This window comes from Micromonospora phytophila (genome assembly GCF_023656545.1).
Lineage (GTDB): Bacteria > Actinomycetota > Actinomycetes > Mycobacteriales > Micromonosporaceae > Micromonospora > Micromonospora phytophila.
Map to the genome: position 1 here is coordinate 24,246 of NZ_JAMOKF010000032.1, position 6,010 is coordinate 30,255.

At 72.3% G+C, this 6,010-nt stretch carries 5 protein-coding genes; 2 read left to right on the forward strand and 3 right to left on the reverse strand.

Going from position 1 to position 6,010, the window contains the following annotated elements; translation table 11 throughout:
* Position 1: 1 nt before the first annotated feature.
* From NCC78_RS07505 to NCC78_RS07515, 3 genes are all read right to left on the reverse strand, one after another.
* Complete coding sequence (locus NCC78_RS07505; protein ID WP_250792736.1) at positions 2-1,786, reverse strand: N-acetylglutaminylglutamine amidotransferase; 1,785 nt, start codon at positions 1,784-1,786, stop codon at positions 2-4.
* A 205-nt stretch (positions 1,787-1,991) separates the two neighbouring features.
* Complete coding sequence (gene msrA, locus NCC78_RS07510) at positions 1,992-2,654, reverse strand: peptide-methionine (S)-S-oxide reductase MsrA (RefSeq protein ID WP_250792737.1); 663 nt, start codon at positions 2,652-2,654, stop codon at positions 1,992-1,994.
* Between the two features lie 584 nt (positions 2,655-3,238).
* Positions 3,239-3,649, reverse strand: a complete 411-nt coding sequence (locus NCC78_RS07515; protein ID WP_250792739.1) for an HIT family protein — start codon at positions 3,647-3,649, stop codon at positions 3,239-3,241.
* 342 nt (positions 3,650-3,991) lie between these two features.
* Between NCC78_RS07515 and NCC78_RS07520 the strand changes: the two genes are divergently transcribed.
* Together NCC78_RS07520 and NCC78_RS07525 are read left to right on the forward strand one after the other, a co-directional pair.
* Positions 3,992-5,134 carry a cystathionine gamma-synthase gene (locus NCC78_RS07520; RefSeq protein WP_250792741.1) on the forward strand — a complete coding sequence of 381 codons (1,143 nt, stop codon included), beginning with the start codon at positions 3,992-3,994 and terminating at the stop codon, positions 5,132-5,134.
* 15 nt (positions 5,135-5,149) lie between these two features.
* The coding region (locus NCC78_RS07525) for an amidase (protein WP_250792743.1) at positions 5,150-6,010 on the forward strand (861 nt) is incomplete at its 3' end.

Consider the following 6,010-nt stretch of genomic DNA (forward strand, 5'->3'; position numbering starts at 1 on the left):
GTCAGTCGATTCCGTGGCTCTGGAGCCACATTTCCAGGAGTCCCAGTTGCCACAGCTTGTTTCCGTTCAACGGGGTGAGTTCGGCGTTCGGGTCGGCGAGCAGCGCGTCGACGTAGTCGGCGCGGAACAGGTCGCGGCGGCGGGCCTCGGGCGCGGAGAGCGCGTCGCGTACCCGGTCGAGGAGCTTGCCCTCCAGGTGGGTGAGGCCCGGGACGGGGAAGTAGCCCTTGGGCCGGTCGATGACCTCGTGGGGCAGCACCCGGCGGCCGATCTCCTTGAGCACGCCCTTGCCGCCCTGGGCCAGCTTCAGCTCCGGCGGACAGCTCGCGGCGAGCTCGACGAACTCGTGGTCGAGGAAGGGCACCCGGGCCTCCAGCCCGTGCGCCATGGTCATGTTGTCCACCCGCTTGACCGGGTCGTCGGTGAGCATGACCTGGGTGTCGATCCGCAGGCCGGCGTCGACCGCGGTTTCCGCGCCGGCCCGCGCCAGGTGCCCGGCCACGAACTCGCGCGCCGGGTCGCCGTCGGCCAGCCACCCCGGGTTGAGCACCCGGGCCAGCCCGGCCGCGTCCCGGTCGAAGAACGCCCCGGCGTACGAGTCGAGCGCCCGGTCGCGGTCGACCCGCGCCAGCGGCGGGTACCAGTGGTAGCCACCGAGGATCTCGTCCGCACCCTGGCCGGACTGCACCACCTTGACGTGCTGCGCCACCACCTCGCTGAGCAGGTAGAACGCGACACAGTCGTGGCTGACCATCGGCTCGGACATGGCCGCGACGGCGGCTTCCAGGGGCGGCACCAGGTCACCGGCGGCCACCTTGATCTGGTGGTGGTCGGTGTCGAAGGTCTTCGCGACCAGGTCGGAGTAGCGGAACTCGTCGCCCTCCCGGCCGCCGACGGAGTCGAAGCCGATGGAGAAGGTGGAGAGGCCGCGCTGCCCCTCGCCGGCGAGCAGGGCGACGACCAGGCTGGAGTCCAGCCCGCCGGAGAGCAGCACGCCGACCGGCACGTCGGCGACCATCCGGCGGCGCACCGCGGTGGTCAGCGACTCCAGCAGGGCGTCCTGCCAGTCCTTGTCCGACCAGCCGGTGCGTTCGGCGTGGCGGGTGAAGGCCGGGTCCCAGTAGACCCGCTCGGAGGTACGGCCATCCGGCTCGTAGACCCGGACGGTCGCCGGCGGAAGCTTGGTGACGCCGCGCAGGATGGTGCGCGGCGGCGGCACGATGCTGTGGAAGCTGAGGTAGTGGGCGAGCGCCACCGGGTCGATGGTGGTGTCGACGCCGCCGCCGGCCAGCAGCGCGGGCAGGGTGCTGGCGAAGCGCACCACGCCCGGCGTCTCGGCCAGATAGAGCGGTTTGATGCCGAGCCGGTCGCGGGCCAGCACCAGCCGGCCGGTGTCCCGCTCGCTGATCGCGACGGCGAACATGCCGATCAGGTGGTCGACGAAATCGAGGCCCCACTCGGCGTACGCCTTGAGCACCACCTCGCTGTCGCCGGAGGAGAAGAACCGGTGCCCCTTGGCCTGGAGTTCCGCGCGCAGCTCACGGTAGTTGTAGATGCACCCGTTGAAGACGCCGGCCAGCCCCGCACCGGGGTCGACCAGCGGCTGACCGCTCGCGGCCGAGAGGTCGATGATCTTCAGGCGTCGGTGTCCGAGGGCCGTCGGGCCCTGGGACCACACCCCGCTGTCGTCGGGGCCCCGGTCACTCATCGTGGCCGCCATGCGCTCCACCGCCGCCACATCGGCGCGTGAGCCGTCACGGCGGAACTCTCCCGCAAGTCCGCACATGCCAGGCAATGCTGCCAGAGGTGTCCGCAGTCCGCCTGTTGAGATGATGTCTATGGCGTTACGTGTTTGCTAAGATGCGCGCCGCCGATCAGCGGGGGTCTACCGGGAGGCGCGTTCACGGTGCTCGGCGGGCCGGGTGCCCGAATGCGTCCGGGCCCACGGTGTGACAAACACCGCAGGCCCGGGCACGTCGACCGGTCGTCGGTCAGCCGGCGGTGCGCGCCACGCCGACCGGGCAGCTCAGCCCGTTCGGGCCGTGGTTGCAGTAGCCGTTCGGGTTCTTGGTGGGCGCCAGGTACTGCTGGTGGTAGTCCTCTGCGAAGTAGTAGTCGCCCAGCGGCGCGATCTCCGTGGTGATCTCGCCCTTGCCGGCCCGCGCCACGATCGGGGCGAACGCGTCACGCGACGACTCCGCGGTGGCGCGCTGCTCGTCGGTGGTGGTGTAGATCGCCGACCGGTACTGGGTGCCCACGTCGTTGCCCTGGCGCATGCCCTGGGTCGGGTCGTGGTTCTCCCAGAAGACCTTGAGCAGGTCCTCGTAGCTGATCGTCTCCGGGTCGTAGACCACCTGGACCACCTCGGCGTGCCCGGTCCCGCCCGAGCAGACCTCCTCGTACATCGGGTTCCGGGTGATGCCGCCGGCGTAGCCGGCGGAGGTGGTGATCACGCCCGGCAGGGTCCAGAACAGGCGCTCGGCGCCCCAGAAACAGCCCATCCCAAACACGGCGACCTGCGAGCCCTGGGGGAACGGACCCTTCAACGGGGTGCCCAGCACCTCGTGGCGGTCCGCGACCGGCATCGCGATCAGGCGACCCGGCAGGGCCTGGTCGGGGGCGGGCAGTTCGGCCTTCATGCGGCGAAGGAACACGGTGGGACTCCTCTCGTACCTCTCCCAGCGTGCAACGCCGGAGGCCCCCGCTTCCTTACCCGCTCCACCCACACTCAGACGGGCCGCTCCACCCGCACTCAGACAGACCCGCTCCACCCGCACTGAGATGGGCCCGCTCGACCCGCACTCACACAGACCCGCTCCACGCACTCAGGCGGGTCCGGGTTGGGGAGCTGGACGGGGGGGGCATCCTGGCCACCGTGTCGCTACTTGCGGTGACAACGCCTCTCGTGGAGGCGCTCTTGCCCCACTCGCTTTGCTCTGCACCCTCATACGCACCGATAACCAAGAGTGACGAGACTGTGCTGGCGTGAGCGAACTCGTGTGCTGCGTCCGCAGGTCAGAGCGGTGGTGCGTATAAGGATGCAGAGCAAAGGAAGAAGGGGGCCTTCAACGCCGACGGCTTGATGTCACGCAGCGTTGCAGGAATGCCTTGCTACCGTCCGTGACGACTGTCGCGGGCGTCGGGCGGGCGCGACCGCTCGCGGCCCACCCGGCCGCGCCGCATCGCGCCGGCCGCGCCGCATCGCGCCGCGCCCGCCGCTCCGTGCCGCCGTGCCGGGTCAGAGGGCTGCGGTGATCCGGGCGGCGTAGGTCTCGGCCTCGGCGTCGTCGGCGTAGCGGGTGCGGGGCCAGAAGAAGCCGCGGAGGCCGTCGCCCTTGGTCCGGGGCACCACGTGGGTGTGCAGGTGCGGTACGGACTGGGACACCTTGTTGTTCATCGCCACGAAGGTGCCACCGGCGCCCAGACCGCTCTCCACCGCCACGGCCAGCCGCTGGACCAGCCCGAAGTAGCCGGCCAGCGCGTCGGCCGGCAGGTCGGCCAGGGCGACGAGGTGGCGGCGGGGCACCACCAGCACGTGCCCCTTGAAGACCGGCCGGGTGTCCAGGAACGCCACCCCGTCCGGCTCGTCGACCACCCGGAACGCCGGCACCTCGCCCGCCACGATCCCGCAGAACACGCACCCGCTCACCCGCGCAGCGTAATGCCCGACCGGGCGGTCCGCCCTGGGTCGCGCGACCCGGCGGTCGCCAAGCCGGAGCCGGCCGGGCAGCAGGAGGCGACCGCCGCCACGGTCACCCAGCCGGCCGCCCCGAAGCCGGCGGGGAAGAAGCCGACGGAGAGGCTTCGTGGTCGTCCAGCCCTCCGAGGGGCCCCGATCAAAAAAAGCCGAGGGCGCCCGGCCGGTGCGGGCGGTGCGGCCGCGTCGGGTGCGGGCCGTTCGGTCGATCCGCGCGCGACTCGCGCGACCGGCGGCGCGACCCGCGTCCGGGTTCCGTCCGGGTGGCCGGACGGGCGGACTAACGTCTCGGGAATGAGTCACGGCTTCGAGACGCTCGCCATCCACGCCGGCCAGGACCCCGAGGCCCGCACCGGCGCGGTGATCCCACCGATCTACCAGACCAGCACCTACGCCCAGGACGCCGTCGGCGCTCCCCGGCTTGGCTACGAGTACAGCCGCTCCGGCAACCCCACCCGCGACGCGCTCCAGGAGTGCCTCGCCGCGCTGGAGGGCGGCCCGGTGGGCCTCGCCTTCGCCAGCGGACTGGCCGCCGAGGACACCCTGCTGCGCACCGTCTGCAAGCCCGGCGACCACGTGGTCATCCCCGACGACGCGTACGGCGGCACGTACCGGCTCTTCGCCCGGGTCGCCGAGCGTTGGGGGCTGGACTTCACCCCGGCGAAGGTCTCCGACCCGGACGCGATCCGGGCCGCCGTCGAGCCCGGCCGGACGAAGATCGTCTGGGTGGAGACGCCCACCAACCCGCTGCTCGGCATCGCCGACATCGCCGCGCTGGCCGCCGTCGCGCACGACGCCGGTGCGCTGCTGGTCGTCGACAACACCTTCGCCTCGCCGTACCTGCAGCAGCCGATCGCGCACGGCGCGGACGTGGTGGTCCACTCGACCACCAAGTACGTCGGCGGCCACTCCGACGTGGTCGGTGGCGCGCTCGTCACGGCCGACGCCGGGCTCGGCGAGGAACTGCGTTACCACCAGAACGCGATGGGCGCGATCAACGGCCCCTTCGACGCCTGGCTCACCCTGCGCGGCATCAAGACGCTGGGCGTACGCATGGACCGGCACTGCGACAACGCCGAACGGATCGCCGCCTACCTCGACGGCCACGCCAAGGTCGGCCAGGTGATCTACCCGGGGCTGCCCACGCACCCCGGACACGAGGTGGCCGCCAAGCAGATGCGCCGGTTCGGCGGCATGATCTCCTTCCGGGCGGCGGGCGGCGAGGAGCACGCCGTGCAGATCTGCAACCGGGCGAAGCTCTTCGTGCTCGCCGAGTCGCTCGGCGGGGTCGAATCCCTGATCGAGCACCCGGGCCGGATGACACACGCAAGTGCTGCCGGCTCGCCGCTTGAAGTTCCCGGCGATCTCGTGCGACTGTCTGTCGGCATCGAGACGGTCGACGACCTGCTCGCCGATTTGGAGCAGGCGCTGGGCTGACCGCTGGCTGGGAGGGTGGCCGTGCAGGACATCATGCCGACCTGGGTGGGGGCGACCGCCAAGCAGATCGCCCGGGGCGTACGGCGGGGTGACGTGTCGGCCACCCAGGTGGTCGCCGACCACCTCGACCACATCGCCCGGGTCGACGCCGGCCTCGCCGCGTTCCGTGCGGTACGCGGCGGGGAGGCGATCACCGAGGCGGAGAAGGTCGACGAGCAGGAGGACCTGGCGAACCTGCCGCTGGCCGGGGTGCCGGTCGCGGTCAAGGAGAACACCCCCGTCGCGGGCCTGCCCACCTGGAACGGTTCGGCGGCGGTGCGTACGCCGGTCGCCGAGGCCGACCACGAGGTGGTCCGCCGGTTGCGTGGCGCCGGCGCGGTGATCCTCGGGGTGACCCGGATGCCGGAACTCGGCCTCTGGGGCTGCACCGACGACGCGACCGCGGTCACCCGCAACCCCTGGGACATGGGGCGTACCCCCGGCGGCTCCTCGGGCGGGGCCGCGGCCGCGGTGGCCGCCGGCCTGGTCCCGATCGCCCATGCCAACGACGGCCTCGGTTCGATCCGCATCCCGGCGGCCTGCTGCGGCCTGGTCGGCCTCAAGCCGGGCCGGGGCGTCATCCCCTGCCAGCTCGGCGCGGACGACTGGTTCGGCCTCACCGAGCACGGCATGCTGACCAGCACGGTCGCCGACGCGGCGGTCGGCTTCTCGGTGCTGGCCGGGCGGCGCCCGGAGAAGCTGGTGCCGCCGCAGCGGCTGCGGGTCGGCGTCTCCCTGCGTTCCCCGGTGCGCGGCGTGTCGCCGGACGCGCCCAACCGCGACGCGGTGGCGGCCGCCGGCCGGCTGCTCGCCGCCGCCGGCCACGACACCGTGCCG

What these genes read in the sequence shown, in the direction of transcription:
- NCC78_RS07505 (WP_250792736.1), bottom strand. Translation starts at nt 1,786, where the DNA reads ATGTGCGGACTTGCGGGAGAGTTCCGCCGTGACGGCTCACGCGCCGAT.
- NCC78_RS07520 (WP_250792741.1), top strand. Translation starts at nt 3,992, where the DNA reads ATGAGTCACGGCTTCGAGACGCTCGCCATCCACGCCGGCCAGGACCCC.